Origin of the sequence: Paenibacillus amylolyticus (assembly GCF_001570725.1) — a bacterium.
Taxonomy (GTDB): Bacteria; Bacillota; Bacilli; order Paenibacillales; family Paenibacillaceae; genus Paenibacillus; species Paenibacillus amylolyticus_A.
The window spans coordinates 2,242,392-2,258,895 of the sequence record NZ_BCNV01000001.1 but is presented as its reverse complement, the minus strand read 5'-3'; the positions used below and the strand labels follow the sequence as shown (position 1 = coordinate 2,258,895).

At 38.5% G+C, this 16,504-nt stretch carries 12 protein-coding genes and 2 pseudogenes; all 14 read right to left on the bottom strand.

The genetic code is table 11. The annotated features are described in order from the left end of the window. Nucleotides 1-3: 3 nt before the first annotated feature. Nucleotides 4-393, bottom strand: a complete 390-nt coding sequence (locus PAHA3_RS10030; protein WP_153028190.1) for a hypothetical protein — start codon at nucleotides 391-393, stop codon at nucleotides 4-6. Between the two features lie 141 nt (nucleotides 394-534). Further along, the gene (locus PAHA3_RS10025) at nucleotides 535-1,296 is read right to left on the bottom strand and encodes a DNA polymerase (RefSeq protein ID WP_082762767.1); all 762 of its coding nucleotides are present in this window, start codon (nucleotides 1,294-1,296) and stop codon (nucleotides 535-537) included. Between the two features lie 466 nt (nucleotides 1,297-1,762). After that, nucleotides 1,763-3,637 (bottom strand): DNA polymerase, encoded by a 1,875-nt coding sequence (locus tag PAHA3_RS10020; RefSeq protein ID WP_062834604.1) that lies wholly within the window; start codon nucleotides 3,635-3,637, stop codon nucleotides 1,763-1,765. 111 nt (nucleotides 3,638-3,748) lie between these two features. After that, complete coding sequence (locus tag PAHA3_RS10015; protein WP_062834603.1) at nucleotides 3,749-4,408, bottom strand: hypothetical protein; 660 nt, start codon at nucleotides 4,406-4,408, stop codon at nucleotides 3,749-3,751. Nucleotides 4,409-4,882: 474 nt separating this feature from the next. Continuing rightward, the gene (locus PAHA3_RS10010; RefSeq protein WP_062834602.1) at nucleotides 4,883-5,413 is read right to left on the bottom strand and encodes a sigma-70 family RNA polymerase sigma factor; all 531 of its coding nucleotides are present in this window, start codon (nucleotides 5,411-5,413) and stop codon (nucleotides 4,883-4,885) included. Nucleotides 5,414-5,506: 93 nt separating this feature from the next. Beyond that, nucleotides 5,507-6,538, bottom strand: coding sequence for a toprim domain-containing protein (locus tag PAHA3_RS10005; protein WP_235599406.1), 1,032 nt, complete (start codon nucleotides 6,536-6,538; stop codon nucleotides 5,507-5,509). 214 nt (nucleotides 6,539-6,752) lie between these two features. Next, nucleotides 6,753-8,036, bottom strand: coding sequence for a DnaB-like helicase C-terminal domain-containing protein (locus PAHA3_RS10000; protein WP_062834600.1), 1,284 nt, complete (start codon nucleotides 8,034-8,036; stop codon nucleotides 6,753-6,755). Between the two features lie 1,008 nt (nucleotides 8,037-9,044). Next, nucleotides 9,045-9,821 (bottom strand): ATP-binding protein, encoded by a 777-nt coding sequence (locus tag PAHA3_RS09995; protein WP_062834599.1) that lies wholly within the window; start codon nucleotides 9,819-9,821, stop codon nucleotides 9,045-9,047. After that, nucleotides 9,818-10,897: a helix-turn-helix domain-containing protein gene (locus tag PAHA3_RS09990; RefSeq protein ID WP_062834598.1), complete on the bottom strand. Its 1,080-nt coding sequence runs from the start codon at nucleotides 10,895-10,897 to the stop codon at nucleotides 9,818-9,820. Before PAHA3_RS09990 ends, PAHA3_RS09995 begins: the two co-directional genes overlap by 4 nt. A gap of 1,729 nt (nucleotides 10,898-12,626) precedes the next feature. Next, the gene (locus PAHA3_RS09985) at nucleotides 12,627-12,911 is read right to left on the bottom strand and encodes a helix-turn-helix transcriptional regulator (RefSeq protein ID WP_062834597.1); all 285 of its coding nucleotides are present in this window, start codon (nucleotides 12,909-12,911) and stop codon (nucleotides 12,627-12,629) included. Nucleotides 12,912-13,745: 834 nt separating this feature from the next. Next, a pseudogene (locus PAHA3_RS29795) lies at nucleotides 13,746-13,916 on the bottom strand (MerR family transcriptional regulator); the annotation flags it as partial. 250 nt (nucleotides 13,917-14,166) lie between these two features. Beyond that, nucleotides 14,167-14,434 (bottom strand): annotated as a pseudogene (locus PAHA3_RS29790) (arsenate reductase); the annotation flags it as partial. Further along, on the bottom strand, nucleotides 14,424-15,578 hold the full coding sequence (locus tag PAHA3_RS09980; RefSeq protein WP_062834596.1) for an MFS transporter: 1,155 nt from the start codon (nucleotides 15,576-15,578) through the stop codon (nucleotides 14,424-14,426). The gene PAHA3_RS09980 and the pseudogene PAHA3_RS29790, both read right to left, overlap by 11 nt. A 24-nt stretch (nucleotides 15,579-15,602) precedes the next feature. Further along, complete coding sequence (locus PAHA3_RS09975; RefSeq protein ID WP_062834595.1) at nucleotides 15,603-16,421, bottom strand: MerR family transcriptional regulator; 819 nt, start codon at nucleotides 16,419-16,421, stop codon at nucleotides 15,603-15,605. Nucleotides 16,422-16,504: the final 83 nt, after the last annotated feature.

Below are 16,504 nucleotides of genomic sequence, written 5' to 3'. Positions count from 1 at the left end.
AGATTAAGATACCCCAATTTCTCCTGTGAGGGAAATCATGCCGGTACCACGTGCTGCAACTTTAGAAGGTAGACCGTCAATCTGGGTTTCTTCAACAGCTGGTACTGTCTGGTATGGTGCATCACCGATAAACTCTACTGCACCTGGCCCCTCAATAGACATTGTCACTCTCTCGGATGATTCAGATGTCTCAAATAACAGCACTGTACGTGGCTGGTCATCATGAATACCTCCTACCTTTGCAATAACAGGACAGCCTACCTCGATCAATTTGTCGTTCACATGCTGTACAAAGCTAGAGGTTACATGCTCATGGCTTGATATATAACTTCCTGCATCAAGGACAATTGTGTAGTCTGTACCGTTGACGTTGATAACGATTATGTCATTCACTCCAGATTCCACCTCACGTTGAGGGGCGAGGTGGGAATTTCCCCATATTCGAATGCCTACGGATGGCATAAAAATCACTCCCTTTTAATCAGCTAAACACATTATAAGTAACTAACTTTCAAAAAAACAAAAAGAATCGTATTAAGTGTTTTCTTCACTATCATTCTCATCATCTAAGTCTCCATCAGCAAAAATTCCAACTTTGTAGTCAAAGCCGAACTTAGAAAGTTTCTTATTCACCTCTTCCTTGAATATATCCTTCCAGTCCAACAGGCCTTCAGTCATGAGACGGATTTGTTCTTTGGAGAAATTACCACCCCAATAAGGGCTTACTTCAATATCTGATTTGAACTTAACGCCTACGTCATTGGGGATGACATTCGCCATAGTGTCCGTGATCGCTTTGAGCGCTGCAGGGTCAACTGTCTCTGGGACATCAAAAATCAACTCGTCATGCACCTGAAGAACAAGGTGAAGGTCGTCCTTCTCAAGCTGAGACATATAGCCTTCACGTAACCACTCACGGCGGTCTAAACACTTCGTTCCGTCAAGACGGGTCGGGTAAAATAGATCAACCATTGCCTTCTTGGTTTGGTCAGCAGATGAACCCTGAATCTTGGCATTGCAGGACTGACGTTTGCATTTTTCAATCTTCCAATGCCATCCTGACTTCTTCCAGATGTCCTCTTGTTTAGCTTCGGCAATGGTCTCACCAAATCTACGTTTACGTCCGAGAACAGTCTCTATGAACCCCTTCTCCATTACTTCCTTGTGAGTTGTTGCTTCCCACATAAGATAGTTGGGCATGGAGGATTTAAAGCCTTCAATTAGTTGCTTAGCCTCCTCTTTACTAGAACCAATTTGCTCACTTAGCCCTAACTCAGTAATACCGTAAACTACCATTTCGTATCCCCATATTTCTATGGGAGTGGACTATCCCTTAACAGTTATAAAACTACGGCGGTCAATCTCGCGATGATTAGTTTTGAGATAGTTAACCGCTCTCAGTTCTCTATGAACCTAAAGTGCTTTTCGAAAAGCCTTTACCGCCTGAGATCAATACTAACAAGTTCCCTCATGCTTCAACACAATTTACTGTAAGTACCAAAGCGATTCGAGACACCTTGTAATCTTACATTTCCCATAAATTCAAACATATTGGATAAATTTAGCATCTTCAGTAAAGAGCAATGCCTTAGGTTGATCCTATCTAAGAGATAACTGTTCTCCCCATTACATAGATTCGATTGATTTGACCACTAGTGGTCAGGCGACCTATGATAAGTCTCTACACCATCATTCACTACTAACCTAGCGAGTTTTAGCTCGGTATTGCCGTATGGAGCGTCTCTCGACAGCCACTTAGATTTCACCGATATGAGAGGAGTTTAAATTCGGCATAGTTGTTACCGAACACTACGGATTTAGTTTTCTTACGGAGCAGTTCAAATAATCCAGCAAGGTATTCAATCGTTTGGCTTGAACCCCCCACAGTGGAAGCGTTCGCCCCTTTTTCCTTACTATTAAGATAGGTCATTGCGAAGAGAAGTTCTTGAGAACCATAATATTTCGCATTTATTTCCTCTATTTTATTAGAAGTTTCTTTTTCGGACTCACCCTTGTAACTTCGAATCATCTCAAACATATCGTAATCAAATCCGTGAATCTGGCACGTTACCCGACTGTGCATATCCAAATCCAACTTAAATATATCAATGAGGGTTTGCTCCTGAGAAAAGATAGCTAACCAGCGAAGTTCTTGTTGTGAAAAGTCGGCAGAAACTAGCAAGCGACCAGCAGATGCACGGAATGCATATCGTATAAGGTCGAACTTTGATGGAATCTGTTGCAGATTCGGTGCTGAACAGGATACACGCCCGGTACGAACCATTTGATTGTAGGAACAGTGTATAATACCTTCCACTGTGTCATTAGGAAGTTTATTGCAAAAAGCATCAATCAGCTTGGAAAGACCTCGATATTCCAGAATATAATCTACTATTTTATGAGCCTTGTCGTTTACAGTGACCAGGACATTCTTATTCCTTGTCAGTACCTTCTTGCTTGTTGATTGCGTAGGTACTTTACGCTTGAGTTCTTTGACGTAAACCATCTCAGGCTCAAGTATCTCGTGCTCCACGTATAACTTAATTGCTAGATGCGCGGGAGAAGCAAGATTAAATTCTTCAACGATCTCATATTCTTCCTTGAACTTAATACCCTGTCGCTGACGTGTTCTTGATTTGGTGAGGGTAATCGTTCTGCCTAAGACACTGAAGATATCTTTCTTAAGTTCATCCAACTTTTCTTGAAGAACTCTACCTATAATGTCTTTGAGAAACTTAGAATCAAGTTCTACACCTCGCCGTTCTGCAGTGGCGAAAATTGCCACCAATGGCATCTCAACTTCTCTGAACAATTTGTAAACACGATATAGTCCAAAAGAAGGATTTTCTATAATGAATTTTTGATATCTGAACACCCAATGTGTCATGAACACGTCATGGCAAGCATAATAATTGGCAATACTGTGAGGTATACTATCATATGGGATTTTGTCGAACATGCTACCAAACTTGAAGGTTGGCCGACTGAGTTCGTCACGACTCATTTTACCTTGCTCAATTAGCCAAGGGAGGGTGTATGAGTTGTACCATTCCTTCAAACCTTTTGGTTTGTTTTCGTTTAACAACCCACCCATTATCATAATATCCCAATGAATATTAAAGGTAATGTCAATATTTGCCCAATTTTTGAGTACGTGAATATCAAATTTCCCGTTTGCCATTACAATCATATAATCAGCTTCTAACAATGGTCTCAGCGCGTTGGATACAACATCAAAAGGCAGAGTTTCGACATCCTTCGACATATTATGTAGAAATTTGCGCATAGGTATGTTAAAATATTGTTCTGATTCAAAACCGATAGAAATGGATATTAAAGAGTCCCGCCAGTTGTTTAGTCCATAAGTCTCAGTATCTAAATAGACAAAAGCATCGCCTTGATACATCTTTTTATATGCTTTATAATATTTCACTAGCCGCTCAAGTAGTTCAGGGGTATTAACAAGCGTATAGTTATCTGGCATTCTAATAGAAAATTCGATATCCAAAATCTGCTGTTCTCTTTTAGTTAACTTTTTTTTAGATTTTAAAATTTCTGTTTTTTTAGTGCGGCTCGGTTGGGCATTTTTCTTTTCAGCCTTTTTGAGAATTTCAAGTATTTCATTAGCTTCAGACACTGTGACCCTCCCTATTACACTTAAAATGTTGTAACGTCTTAACATGATGAATGTGCTAAGGTTTAAGTAAGTACAACAATGAGGGGCGTTATATCCCCTCACGTTTAACGATTAGAATGGCAGCTTAAGATGTGCAGTTGGAGTCCCTTGCTGCTTCTCGTAAGAGGGTACATGTCTACCTTGAGGCGATCGAATATCGCTGTTAGTACAGAACTGAGTAACACCGGCCATTGCCTGTACAAAAGCCGTAATCTCATCAGGGCTGTGTGGTGTTACTTGTGGTGTAATGTCAGGTATGTTGTCTAGTAATTCTTGAGAAGGATAATCAAGTGAATTGTTTGCCTCAAGATTAGCTACGTAACGGCGGGCGCTATAGGAAGTATCCGATGCTCCCTTTCCAGTACGGTAGATAGTTACAAAATTCTTAGTTGGGTCAATCTCGTGCTGTATGAAATCACAGTTCAATTTTTGAACGTGGGTTTTAGCTAGAGATACGAATTTTATTTTATTTTCAACCGCATCATATACACGGAACTTAATGCGAAGTGCAGGATACTTGGAAGGATTTGCTTTACACAGGGGACAAATATTTTTTCCAGGGCAACGAACATACTTAGGATTCAAAGTAGCTTCAAAATGCTCGCGGATACCGAGCAAGTTTTCAAACCAATCAATAAAGAGCAAAGTCATGGGGTTCCCTTCTTGAAAAGTAATAAAATCTGCACCACCAGAAAGAATTGCTCCAAGACCACGAACTACAGTGTTAGACATATCGGGCTTCCTCCAATAAACAGTTTTGTGCTTGAGATTAAATAACTTCAAATAATTCGTCGTTCCATATTTTTGAAAGATAGGAATGACTTGTTAAGAAGTTGGATATGATATGTAAGGAAGATTCAATGTTCTCTTAAATGTTTCTTCACTTCATTTTTAGTAATGTTTCTATCCTATTCAAAAGAAAAAAAAGGTTGTTTCAAAAACGTAAGAATTGGTTAAATAATCTTAAGTTTTTAGAATAATATTTATATGAATTTGATAAAGATGTATTGTTATAAGCAGTATTGTAGTGTATTGACACTACCCTCAGCAGAGTGGTAATATGATCGTATATATACTTGGAAAGAAATACCTAGGAACAAATGAGAAAATAAAAAAAAATGTGAAGTGTTATGTGATATACTTAAATAAAAGTATCTTCATTCATTCATTTGATCCCTTTATTTTATTATTTGCCCTAAAAGGAATTTAACTTTGACATAACTTTTTAAGTTTGCTCATTGCACGTGAAGCATGGGACTTGTCTAAACCGAGGAAATTAGAAATCTCTGTCGGTTTCATATCTATTCCTCCTTCCGTGAAGAGCATGAAATCAATTATTTTGCGTTGTTGCGGGGTAAATTCAGAGTGATTATTCAAGTAATCTGTCTTTACATCAGATAGACCGTAGCCCACTTCTTCAGTTGCGTAAGAGAAAAAATCAATGGTTGAACCTTGCTCTTCATCTGCACCATCGCAGTAGTTTACAAGAGTGCTGTTCTTCGTAATCATTCTGTTATTCTTACGATAGTAGTCGTAAACAGCACGTTGAACGACAGTGTGTGAGAATGTAAACACATCTTTTTTAACTTGTCTTTTGTCGATGGCAGTCAGAATACGTAGAACTGCTTCGGATTTAACTTCTTCACGGTCTTCGTGTCGTACACCTTTCAATATGAAGTTAAAGATTGGCGTCAAAGTTTCGATATCGAAGTTAGCTACGGTTGTCTGATTGGTCACAGTTAATTCCTCCAATGGGATAATGTATAATGTTTTACCTTTTGCTATTAGTGGTCGTTGCATGCTGTAGAAAAGATGCGAAAAGAAATTAAACTACTTGAAAATTGCACCGATAAGGTTCACATTGTAGGTGTCAAGACGGTCTAGTAGTCCAGCATTTAGTAGCTCATTGCTATCTTTGAACACAGGAAAGCTAGGGTAGTGAACCCGGTTTACAATCAAACCCGCCCTATCCAGTAACATGGCGGCATCCTGCATCCCCTTCTCACCCGCCTTATCGTTGTCGAGCATCAAGTCAACCTCTTCGATGCCTGCCAACTGTAACTCCCGAACCTGATTTCTGAAAAGGATACGTCCATTAATTGATACCGCGGGAATACCTATCTGGTAGTTGGACATACAGTCAGTAGGTGACTCGACCATTCTGACTCTTTTGATTCGGTTTGTCGTAGTTCTGAGTTTGTTAATGAAGTGAAGACCGAAGACAATATCTTTTTTTATCGTACTTCCTTCATTTATGAACTTAGCACCATGATAGTTGTTGCCGATTTTCCTCTTTTGAACAAAACGGAGTTGTCCCGTTCTGGTTCTTTGAGGGAAGACCAACATCTCATTTTTGGTGTCAACACAAATTTCATAGGTCTCAAGAGTACAATCTTTAAAACCCCGATCACGCATGTAGCTCATGCCTGATTGAAAGAGAACTTCATTCTTTGATCTTGATTTCTTTAGAGTCACTAGTTTACTTTCTTCAAGATAGGGGATTACATACTTGTTCCTACGATTATCTATATAGTCAACCATATCGAATGTTCTACTTTTTTCCTCGAATATATAGGTAGAGACCAAAAAATTCATGCCCTCTCCTTCGTTTAAGTCAAGGGCATTCTCTATTAAGTTGTCTATTGTCCCTAAATAGCCACAAAAAAAGCAGTTGCAGTGATACGGGGGCTCTTTAGAGATTCCGAAAGAAGCTTTAGATTCTGCATGTAAGGGACAGCAACTCATGATCCAATCACCTGTATCATTTAAACCTGTGAATGCTTTAGGGTTGCTTAAACCCTTAGAAAGATGCTGGAAAGAAAAACGTAGTTCATCTATCAACTCTTTGGGATCGATGTACAAGGATTCAAGAATCTCTATATTTGGATTCTCTTTTTTTGATTTGTAAATATTCCACTCCCCTTACTCCCTTATTTTTGTATGGAAGGGTTTTTGTGCGATTCAATATGTATATAGACAAATGGAAGTATTACTATAGAGTCGGTAACTCTTCTGAGCGGGCAGAGAGAGTTAAATACATGTATTCTTGCATTAACTGCATTGGTGCTTGTCTCTCTTAAAAATATTGTTCTCCAATGTAATCATCCAAGACGGAAACGATTCCAGTATCGAAGTCGTAGCGGACAAGGAATGATTGCCCACTTATGTTATTTCTGTTCTTAATCACCAAAATACGGAATGTATTATCACTTACTTTAACGATAGAGATTCCTTTGGAAGCATCTTGAACGATAGAGAAAGCCTCCCCGATATCTGTAGCATCCACATTTTCTGTAATATCTTTTTTGATTTTTTTGAGAGCGTCCCGGTTCGCTTGAGCAACTACCATAGCAGGTTTTCCAGTGTTGAGGATAATTTCACGGACACCTGCAGACACTTCAAATAATCGTTGGCGGAGGTCTCCCGCACTACGATGTGAGAGTCTAACTTTTGATAGTTGATCAAGAGTCCAGCGATTGTGACCTTCTCGCTCCAGTATCCTGTGTATTTCGTCAAGCGTAAATGGTTTGCCGCCGTTGCTGTCAAAGTCATAAATCATCATGTCCTTCTTCTTTTGCTTAAGTCGGTCAACAAACTCTGCATAAGCGTCTCTCTTTTCACCAGAAAGCGTACCTCGTGTTAAAGCTAGTCTAGATATTTTTGCAAGCGTATTGTCCCAATTCAGAGCAATTTCGGATGCTCTTTGCTCAAGTGAAAAATAGGCAGGATAGTCTGTGGCTAACGAACTATTCCATGCAGCTCCCATCATAAATGATGATATGAGTGTTTTTCCCATGTTTGTTGGCGCAAACACAAGGAAATAATCAACCGCTCCTTCGAGTGATTCAAGTCCGTTGGTTGCTAAATCAAGTGGTTTAAAACCCGTTGTCATTCCAATAAATTCATCTTCTGCTCTACCATGAATTCTGTTATAAGCCTCTAGCCTTACTTGAGCATTCTTAACATAGGAGTACCCTTGACTGCTTGATCCCATTGACTTCAAAAAACGCTGCGCTTCCATTTGCAATTGTTGAATTGCCGCTGTCGTTTCTTTATTAGCGAAGGTTTCTGAAGCTGATACAAGTATCGGTTTAAACTGTCTGTATAGGAAGTCCTCTTTCAGTGATTTAATTACATGGTCGATATTCTCTAAATCCACCAATTCAAATGTATTAAACTTGTTCATTACCGTTTCAATAGTTGGCAATTGTCCATTAATTCTTATGAAAAATCTGATGAACTCAAAAGCGTCTTTGTGGATCTGGAAATAATTCTCGGTGATTCCTGCACCCTCTACTACGCCCCAGTCTTTAACATTGAGGACGTGATTTAATAGTTGGAGTTCTTCGATCGCAGCCAACGTTTCCCCTCCCAATATCCAATTACATTATCAGTAGTTGATTCATGTATTGGTAAAGGTGCGCGAGGATCACAAATACTTCTTTTCTTGTTCATTATGTATGCTATTATTACTTCGGCCGTAAATAGCATTTCATGAATTTTGGCAATAAGAAAAGACTTGCTCAATTACAATAATGATCGGTGTAATCGACAAGTCTTTAAGGTGTCGCCATATGATATGCCTAAACACTAAAATACAATTCAAACTATGATTAGAAAGAAGAAGTCACACTTTATCACAAGACTTAGATATTATGCCCATTTGGGGGCTTTTTTGAACGTACTAGTCGTTAGACCTTGTGAGTGTAGTTATTATGAATTTATTGTAAATAAAGCAATTATTTAGTGATTAAAAACGTGGGTAACTTAAATAAGCCCATTGGCTTAAGTGAGTTAACATCAATGTCTTCCTTACTAGAATCGGATATAGCGACAAAAAATCGGGAAATTTCGGAGCCACCCATTATTATATGAATAGTGGGCATCCTGAAGGGACATTGCCCTAATTAATATAACCTTGACGGTAGTCGTGGTGTGTAATTCAAAAAATTTAGTCCGTCAAGCCTAATCCATTTAGAGCAATAAAGTTTGAGGAAAGGAAGGCGGATTACAATAAGTAGTACTGAGTTTCCAAGTAGGGAATTTCAATACCTACTACTTGATAACTAGACTAGGAATATAACGAAGGTGAGTACAACCAATATAACTTTAACTTGAACAAATTCCATATAATACAGCTTTCTATTGCTCGGATAAAGGTTTCCGTCCGCATTAGTATTAGGGTGAATAGAACTACTCCTAGGATTACTTTAGCAACCTTCAGACGTTCTAGATATAGTTGTTTAGCGAACTTATTAGAGCTATCATAGCAGTTCCTAGCCGTATATTCAACTAACTTGTGATGTCCAGGTTTAGAGTATATTAATAACATTTACAATGAAAAATTCTATTTCTAGTCAAATTACCTTTAGTAAATATAAGTATTATCTTCCCTTCTATCTCTTCCCCCCAATGGAATGACCATTGTATTGTAAAACATTCGGGAAACAACCATATCACCAAGCATGTCATCTTGACGTAATCTTGAAGTAGTGAAGTTACTTGTAAAGATAGTGCTTTTTTGTTCTTCTTTACGTAAGTCAATAACATCATAGGTAAGATCCCGAATTATCGGGGTTATTCTGCCACTCCCTATGTCATCGAGAAGTAGTAAAGGAACGTCTTTCATTTGACTTAGTTCTTTGTGCGCTTCAAAGCTAAACTGTGCGTCATTGCGAATATAAATATCCCGTTGACGGTTAGCCCATGCCCCAAATTTAACATACATTGCTACTGGACTTTCATAGTCAAACCACCCTGAGTCACGACAAACCTTGTAGATAAATTCATTAAGGACTGCATTCGCAGTCCATGATTTACCTGTCCCCTTGTTGTAGTTAATCAGCGCGAGGTTTGTACCGGAAGTGACGAAGCCCACTGGATTAGTGAGCAATTCCTTTACTATTGGAGCGAAGTCTACATTGTCATCGTCCACTACATAGTTGTAAAGGTTTGCGCTATGGTACTCCTTCGGTATCTTCGCCAGTTCAATAGCCTTGGACAGCTTTTCATAGCCGATGCAGAATGTGTGCATACTATCGAGCGGTAACTTGAACTCGCCGCTACGAAGTCTACACCAATCCTTCACAACACAGTTTTTACATGTGCTGAAGAGTTCTTCTTTAGTCTCAATCCTTGTACTCATTTTTTGCCTCCTTTAATCCTTTTTAGGAAGTCGTCAGCAGTCATACCACTCTTTATTTGTAATTGAGTTTCAGTGGTGCTCTTATTCTCTTTTGTTGAAATGTAGAAGGGTTTCTTTCCTTGGGTAATGAAAAGATCTATCTCAACCGCTCTTCCAGATGTACAGAACCATTCAACCGATTGATTATCATAGCCGATTTGAAAAAACGCTTGTATCCTTTTTTTTACCATTATTTTATTATCATTAGTTTTATCAATTATACGTCTAAACATTCCACGGTGCTTACTACGTGCGGATTCGTGAGTGCTGCCTGTTGAACTAATGAACTGTTCATAAAAGTATTGGACGAAGTTATCCATATTCCATTTTTCAACATCATCAGGAAGAACAAATCTATTTGAATCCATTAAGATATCTCCATGTTTTATAGTTCCGTTTGTATGATTACCTTTTATTTCCTTTACAATAGGCTCGTTGTACATTTTAGGTTTCAGCTTCTCAAGATTGAGTGACTTAAACATGCCATCATCATCCTTCATTATACCTTTTAAAAGGGTCTCCCTTATGTAACTCTCTGTTTCAACATTGACCGGAATCTCTCGGAACACAATTTCCTCGGCAATTATTTTCTCAAGCATTTTCATGAAGGATTTGTAGACTTCTTCGTAAAGGCAAGCTTCCACGTTCTTGTAAACTTCGTTAACTGCGCGCCAGAACATCTCCGACACATGTAAGTGCTCTATTTTATCAATACTCATCAAGTAGTAGGTGTTTGTCTTTCGATTACCGTTTCGATCTTTAAGGATAAATTTTTTGTCACAAAGTTCTTTGATATATTTGATGGCGGTTTTCTTGGTGCAATTGCAAGCCATTGCTATTCTAGATACTGCAGGAAATGCTTCTCTGCCATTCTCACAAACGTACTTAGATATTACGCCATATGCTATCTTCGATGTGTCTGATAAGTCTAAACAAGAGATGACCATATTCGGTATTTGAATGTGCCCTCTATTTCCAGAATCTTGATAAATGCACTCTCTTTCTTTAGATAATATAACCGGTTCTTTGTGTACCATCGTTAAAATCAGCTCCCTACCTCATAGTCGGTGCAAGTACTGAAATAGTTGCTAAAGTAAATGCACAACCAACTTATCCTTAGGATAAGTCTTACTGTAAATCATATTTAATAAATTTCTACTCATTAGTTTAAGTGAATTAATCAATAAAATGTTCATTTTTTCACTAGTCAACCCTTAATAGGGCATTCGTGAATGAGATGTAATATATGTTCTAAAATATCATTCATTCTCTTTCCGCACTTCGTGCAATCATAATTCAATACTACACAGTCCTTTCCCCGAGCCCTACTTTAGAGGTCAATGCTTTTATAGAACTCTGTCGTTATCTGGTTGAATAATTCAGCCTAAGCATATTTCGCTTCCTGTTTTAAATCAGAGGGTTCATTGAGTTTTCAAGTTCTGGCAAGTTGCATCAAATTTTCCAAGTAGCTTTTTCACCTAAAACTCCAGTATAACCTTAGGTACGAAATACGAATAAGAGTATGTAGAGCGTTGTCCAGTGTTCTTATCAATCAACAAGAATAATAGCCACAGTGGTAGAAGTTACAGCCTGTTGGGGGCTTCTTAACTATCATCTTTATTTCTTTTCTCCTGTAAATGTAGCTAATCTATTCAAATCACTAGCATTTAACATCTTCATTTCTATTAGACGCTCTAAACCAGAGTCGATGCCCCCTTCAATTTTAAATGGTCGTTCTATGTTTAATAAAAGTTGCCCGTTTAAGCTAAAACAAATTGTGGCTTTAACAGCTAATTAGGTGGGAACCGTGAATAAAATACCAGGGTTTAAGAGATGTATCTCAAGGGCTTTTTTTTCAGAAAAACTCAAATTCGAATCGGAAAAAGATAGATCGAGATGTGGAGACGAGAATTTTTTTACATTGTGTGGAAACTACTAAGGGGGGAGTATAGATACCTGAAAATTCACTACTCTTGTGGCTTAATATAGGATATGAGGGTAATGCATTTGGTTCAAAATCTTGGTCTTCAAGTCACCATGCGTAAGAAACTTCGAATTAAAAACACGTTCGGGAGCCTTTAATATAAGATTGTGAACTACGAACTTAGTCAAATAAATGACCATGGGCTGCTACTTTAAACATTTGCCTAAATCATCATGTTTTGTCGAGGAAATTGCTAGGCGACAACTCTATGGACGGTTTATTTTAAATAAACGGATGGATCTGAGCACCTCTTTGTTCCACTAGGATAAACGTAGACGGCCACAACGTAAATCAAACAATTCGATGAGGATAGAGTACCGAGGTCAGTTTTGAAAATAAATAGTTACCATTTATAACCGAAAGAAGCCTATACTAAAGTCGAAAAAATTAATTGAAGTTAATAAATCGTATGTAGTTCAACTTAATAGTGATTATAGAAAATCATATGTTGATCAATTCCACTGAAAAATTCTAGAATCATCATTTTGGACTACTTAGCATACGGACCTGATTGTGCTTCCTCGTCACATGTGAACTTGTAGATTTTAGCACATGTGATTCCGTTCAAATATGTTTGCAGCACGTAGTTATCAATGTAACGCCTACGAAATATTCTGACTTCTTCTGAGTGAACGTAAACCTTGAAACTTCTTCAATGATTTAAGTTATATTAAATTTCATTTCAATAAGAATCTCTTCATGTTTGCTTTAACTTATTACTTCAAGTAATACTAATGCCTATTTATAGCAAAAAAGGCAGCAGGATTGTCACCCTATCCGCCCTATTTGAAATCGGGATTGACTATAAGTTTGAATACTTCATCTACTTGAACTTGTAGATACTCACATACTTTGATTGCTACCGGAAGCGATGGCTGATGCTTATTACGTCTTAGTAGGTTGATTGTGTCCTGCGTGACATTACAGTATGTAGCTAATTCTTCCTCAAGTTCTTTAAGAGATGGACGGGCAGTTCCACGAGTTACAGTTGCTCTTCTTGCTTGCTCCATTATCAATAGTTCAGTTAGGTTGTTTTCAGTCTTGTACGGTAGTGGTATTCTTGCCAAAATGAATCATCTCCTAAAAAGTGCATATATTTTTACATTCTCGTCGATACTCATTTACTTCTATGCTATGGAAACCGAATCGCTTAGTCAGTCTGAGTGCTGAACCTAACCATACTAAAAAAGTTCTTAATTCAGGTGTACCTATGATAGCTAATTTAGCTTCTTCCTTAAGTGTTTCTTCACTAAAAGAAATCGAACTTTGATTGAGGCCTGCTGTTGTAGGAAAGAACAATACTTTATCTTTGGAAAATAAGTCACCCTTCCGCTTAGTAAAATTTATATATTCTTATGAATTATTTCATAATATCATAACTAATAATTATTATATTTCGCCCAATTGCGTAATGTCAATACCCTTCCGATGTGTAACAGGACGGTAAAAATTCCACAATGGTTACAGAAAACGTTTTATAATTGTGTAATATTTTTTTACTATAATAGAAATATTTTATACTTCAAATTATATTTCCTATTGTTCTGCAACATTGGTTTGGAAATAGAGAAGCTCTGGTGTAGTGCAGTCCTCCCAAAAGCTAACCTCTTTTTCTCAATTGATAAAAAGTTTCACTTGTGTCTGGATACCATGTTAAATGCTGTATGACACATTTTTTTTTGAACTGAGGACTGAATTGTGGACTTCATCACTATGTAGTAAAAATCCTTATATGTAAAATAAAACCACCTTTAGGCCGTAGCCCGACAAGTAGACAACTGTTTTTTATGTTAGACAGCGTCTTTTTCCGTAGAATATTTTGAGAAAGGTCACCGAGTATTCCCGGTAATCTTTAAAATCTGTCCGTTGTGGATTAAACGACCCTTTGATATAATCTGACAGTCTTTATAAATGAAGATTCGGTTGAGCTCGAGAAGCTGATCTGCGGAATAGTAACGGTAACCTGTATCGTGATCCACCTTTCTCGGCTTAAGTATGCAAATTTGGTCATAATAACGGAGTGTTTTTAATGAGACCCTACTTAACCTGGAAAACGCACTGATTTTGAACAACATATCATCTCCAATCTTTTAACATAATGCGAGTATATAGTCTCCTGTACAGGCGAAAGTCAAGGGTGTATCTGCTTCTCATTTATAGCTAAAATCAATTACCTACCTTGTCATCACTCTATGTTGCTGTTATGGGCAAGTCAAAGAACCTTTTATGAATGAAACGTTCATTTTTCTCAACAAAAAAAATGCCACTCATCGTGGCATCCTCTTCGTGTTCATTCAAATATCCTGCTCAGGCAGGTCTGTATTATTTTCCGGTTTCAGCAAATGTTTTAATACGCTCCCCGATCTGGTCACGAACCCTTTGGAATACCGCCCATTTCTCTTCATCTGACCCTTGCGCTTTGGCAGGATCATCAAATCCCCAGTACATGTGGAGGCGTCATTGGACATTTATCTGCTGCATTGTTTAATAACTCTGAATCAATGATATCGGAAGTTTGAGTCGAAGTATCCAGATCAACTTTCATGGCATCAACCGCTTTTGGATTCAAACCGTGGGCCTCAATTCCTGCTTCTCGATTTCTTAAATAGTAAGATGGCAAGAAGTAAAGCAATTCCTACAGCTCCAAACCCCAACCAATTTAAATACAGAACAGATGTACGACTGATCACAAGCCCACCTAATCCAGATCCCAATGCAAAACCAAATTGGATAAACGACGTATTTACGCTAAGAGCAATGTCGGGATTACGAGGTGCCAGTGTAACCAGATATAGTTGCTGGGCCGGAGATATGCTCCACGTTGCTAACATAAAAATCATTAAAACCAAGATTAACATCATAAGATTAACTCCAGCTAGAGCGAACAAAAGAAGAGTTACGCCTTGTAACAGAAGGCCTAGACAAATTGTAAACTTTGATCCCTTTGCATCTGCCAATTGTCCACCCACTTTTGATCCGACAAAGCTGCAAATTCCCGCGAGAAACAGAACACCGCTTATCTCGGTCATGGTGAGAGCGGATGTAGCTTGTAAGAAAGGCGTAATATACGTGAACAGTGTCGAATAGCCGCCGATATACAATAAGGTAATAAGCAAGGCAGTCAGAATGTTTGGATTTTTTAAAATGGAGAGCTGCATTCGGAGGGAGACCTTGTCTTCCTCTTTGATTGCCGGAACCTTTTTGTAGATAATAAGTAATGGAAGAACACTTAACAATCCAATGAATATAAATAGAACTCTCCATCCAAACATTTCACTAAAAAATGTGCCCAATGGGACACCGAGCACTAGCGAACTGCTTAGCCCCATCAAAATGATGCCGATGGCATTGCCCCTTTTCTCTTTTTCAACGAGTCGTGTGGATACGGCCATAGCTATAACCGTAGCGATCCCTCCGCTCGCCCCTTGAATAATTCGCACCCATAGTAAAGTTTCATAAGAAAGGTTTAAAAGCATAAGTCCGTTGCTGGCTATAAACACACTGAGGGTGGACAACAATAACTTCTTGCGATCCATATTTATTGTAATTGCAATGAGAATCGGGGCGATAATGGCCGCTGCTAGAGCAAACACAGTTACCAGCAAACCCACTTCAGAAGTAGATACGCTCAAGTCTGTGGCGATCATTTCAATGACTCCCGTAATAATGTATTCAATGGTTCCAATCAGAAAAACAGCCAATGCCAAGATATATATGATCCATTTATTTTTCACTTTACTCCACTCCGTCTTTTTCAGTTATTTATTTCGTATTGGGATTTGTATTTCTATGAATTGTGCAGCTTGTTCTTGGGATAAGGGTAAATAAAGTTCCCTACCAGCTTCGTTCTCCTTGATCTGATAGTTATTATTCTCAATCCATGTAGCTAGATGAATACAGGCTTTACAGGCAAAGGTGGCATTGGAACGATAAGCTATGGTGGCCATCATGGGTTCAGCAGGAAGAGTCCGCAGTTGAAATGGGTCGGGAGGTGATCGCAGCTCACAGGTTAAGAAATAACCTATTTCAAACTCGAACTCTTCCTCTTGTCCTGCGATTTCTTTCCACAAAACAACCTGTGGTCCGTGGATCAGTTGGCGCATTTCTTTTGTTAATGACTGATCAAACTGACGAAATAAACTCGGGATCTCCTCTTCCCTCCCGCGCCCTGTCTGAAAAAGAAACTGCCGAGCACCTTCCTCTTTGATTCGAATTTCTTGCCCAGTTTCGACGTGCCCCTCTTCCTCTATAAGCTGCATGCGTTCCTCAATCCGGACGAGTTTGGCTTGTTCTGTATCGATAATCTGCTGAATTTCGCTTCTTTTTAGCTTAAACATGCCTTGAATATTCTCCAATGTAATATGTTCCTGAAGCAGCTGTGTGATTTGTGGCAACGTGAACCCCAATTCTTTATAAATGAAGATTCGGTTGAGCTCGAGAAGCTGATCTGCTGAATAGTAACGGTAACCCGTATCGTGATCTACCTTTCTCGGCTTAAGTATGCCAATTTGGTCATAATAACGCAGTGTTTTTAATGAGACCCTACTTAACCTGGAAAACGCACTGATTTTGAACAACATATCATCTCCAATCTTTTAACATAATGCGAGTATATAGTTTCCCGTACAGGGGAAAGTCAAGGGTGTATATGCTTCTCATT